This window comes from uncultured Gemella sp. (genome assembly GCF_963519265.1).
Taxonomy (GTDB): Bacteria; Bacillota; Bacilli; order Staphylococcales; family Gemellaceae; genus Gemella.
This window is the reverse complement of record NZ_CAUQNQ010000136.1, coordinates 1-2,997: the sequence shown is the minus strand read 5'-3', so window position 1 is coordinate 2,997 and position 2,997 is coordinate 1. Positions and strand designations below refer to the sequence as shown.

Genomic DNA, 2,997 nt, shown 5'->3' with positions numbered 1-2,997 from the left:
CTAAGAAGTATCCCTTTAGCATTAGAATCTTTTTCAGAATAACGAATTAATTGACCTTCATCAGGTAAAGACTTAACTTTATTTTCTATAAAAATTACATAAGTCTGTCCCTCCTCATCAATAACCTCGATAGTTAAATCAATCGAGTTTTTTTCTCTATATACCTTCAAGTTAGTATATTTTTTATTAATATCAATAAAATCACTAAAGAACTTATGATTAATAAATTCAGATTTCTTCAGAACAGGGAGTGACTCAAAAATCGTGATTTCGAAGAAATCGATTTTGTCGAGTCACCCCCGCAAAGTTTATTAGATATCTAAAAAGCTTTTATAAAGCGAATTTAGATATCAATAAACCACTGCGTATATGAGTTCTTATATGAACTTGTTAAATTTTAGGACTATTGAAGTAGCCCCTGATATAATTCCAAATTACTCAGTGAAAGTTGATAATTAAGTGTATTTTCTATTTTATTCCTAAGAGTTAATAATTCATTATAATTTCCCATTTAACAATTCCTTTATTTTAATAATTAATATACTCTGTTATGTTTTATTATAACATAAATAACAAGAGAATGTTTTTATTGTAAAAAAATAGAAAAATATACCCTCTTTACTAGAATCACTTCAAATAAAGAGAGTATATTATATTCTATTTCACAGCAAATTCTTGACTTCCCAATTCAATACCACCAATACCTTTATAAGCTGTAAGTTTTACAGGTGTAGTTAAATCAGTTAGTTTATAAGCTACTGCTCCTGAGACAGTTCCACCTTTTTTTATAGTTGCATTCTGATCTTTCATCAAGTTTTTATCAGGATGCGATGCTATCTGAAGTTTATTTACTTTATTTTTATCATTATCTTGTATTGCATCATTTGGAAAAGCCGCTAACCAAGCAATTGTAGGTGTAATCGTGTCTTTTCCACTTTTGTTAGTAGTATCGTACCAAAAAGCAATTACAGGAGTATCTCCGTATTCATTACCTTCAGCTCCTACTGGTATAACTTTATATTTAGTAATTTTCAAATCAATATCTTCCATTGATACTTTTCCATCTTTAAATGTATACTGACCATCTCTACTAGAAGAATTAACTTTATCTTTATCAGTTTCATTCTTAACTGGATTTTCTTTCTTTTCTTCCTTCATTGTTGAACATCCAGTTATTAATAAGCTAGATGCTAATAACACTGTTAATAATTTTTTTGATTTTATAATACTCTACTCCTTTACTTTTCAAAAATATCATTAATTTTTATATACTCTATTTTCCCTTCCAACTCTTCTATACAGAAACACAAATCTTCACAACTTTTAAGTTTACTTTTATTTTCATGATAAAATTCCGATACCCATTTTAGATCCACTTTATATATTTCAATAAATTCTGCTGGCATAATTTTAATTTTTTTATTCTTATCTATATCTAAATCTGTAGACCATATAGGATATTCTTCTACGACTTTATAACATTTATTAAATAAATATCGCTTTCTTCTTACTACTTTATTTACTTCAATGAATACTGGTAATTTTCCATTATTATAACAACTAATAACTATTATTTTATTCCCACTTATAATTTCCACACCATTTTCAAGAATTATTCTTTTTAATTCAACATTTTTGTACAACTTCCATATTTTTTTGTTATCTTTTCTGTAATATCGTACAGTAAAAAATGAAGCAACAAGTATTCCTAAAAATGATATCACATTTCCAACCCAATCTGCTAAAGTTCCTGGCTCTAAATTCATCACTTTCACATCTCCTAAACTACCATTATTTTGTATTATATATTTTTTCCATATAAATTAAATTATAGATTGTTTCTACATTTTAAATATATAATGCAACTTTAAAATAAGAAAACCTATTAATTCTCGGTATTAACATAATTCTCAAATAATAACTCCTCGATAACCCCTTGTACTTTAGATTTAATAGTACGTGCATTTTCACCTTGTGTATTAACAAGCATACTTACTTTCGAATAAATCAATTCTTCATCCAATAAATCTCCTAATTCTTTTTTACGAGATGAAATTTCTTTTTTTACAATAGCGTAAATAGTGCTACTTTCAAAATCTTCAAATTTTATAAACTTATCTATTCTATAAAAAATTGGAAGCCCTAAATGTTTTTTCATATCTTCTAATGAATTATAGTTTGCTGTTAATATAATAAGTGTTCCTGACATGTTAACATCATAGTTTGCATCTTTAAATATTTCATTATCAAATAAAGTATAAAAAGCTGAATAAAAACTAGATTCACATTTATCAAATTCATCTAGAAAAATTAGATTAGATTCTCTTTCCAATAAATCATAACCTAGACTTCTTCGATTCAATTCTGCCCCGAACAAATAATCAAAACTTTGAATATTCTTAAACATTGATAAGTGTTTTTCAAAAAATGTATTATCAAAAAATTCCTTAGCAATTTCTCTTACTAATTCTGTCTTTCCTATGCTACTTTTCCCGTAGAACATAACTACATAAGGCTTTTTTGTATTTATTTTTGTAAGGTACCATAAACTTTTACTAATTTCATTAACTGCCTTATTTTGCCCAATTATTCTTTGTAAAATAGAATCTATTTTCACATTAAAATTATTTTCATCTTTTACTATTGAATATACTTCATTTTTGACGATAAGTTCTATTAAATCTCTTTTATGTAATTTTTTTAAATATTCATATAGATATCTTGGTGGGTTATGAATATAAATTTCTGAGTTTTCATAAGTGAATTCTTCAATAATTGTCCCCAATCGCTCAATAGCTGCTCCTACCAACGATTGATAGTTATCGTTACTCAAAATTAATACTTCTTCTTTACGGTCAAATTCTAATTCATTTTTTTTTGCTACATCTTGATACATAATAAGTTGTCTAAAAGAATAACCACTGTTTTCTACAGATAAGTCATCTAATTTCTTATCAAAATATGATTTAGAGCCAATAAATATAAAATATTTTCTCT

General features: G+C 26.1%; 4 protein-coding genes. All 4 read right to left on the bottom strand.

The features are described from left to right. Positions 1-224 (bottom strand): PD-(D/E)XK nuclease family protein (locus RWN11_RS08305; protein WP_399536243.1); only part of this gene is annotated, 224 nt, incomplete at its 3' end. Between the two features lie 433 nt (positions 225-657). After that, entirely contained in the window at positions 658-1,200 is a 543-nt protein-coding gene (locus RWN11_RS08030) for a DUF5067 domain-containing protein (RefSeq protein ID WP_314161216.1), read from the bottom strand. A gap of 38 nt (positions 1,201-1,238) precedes the next feature. Beyond that, entirely contained in the window at positions 1,239-1,766 is a 528-nt protein-coding gene (locus tag RWN11_RS08025) for a hypothetical protein (protein ID WP_314161215.1), read from the bottom strand. 119 nt (positions 1,767-1,885) lie between these two features. Beyond that, positions 1,886-2,997 (bottom strand): AAA family ATPase (locus RWN11_RS08020; protein WP_314161214.1); only part of this gene is annotated, 1,112 nt, incomplete at its 5' end.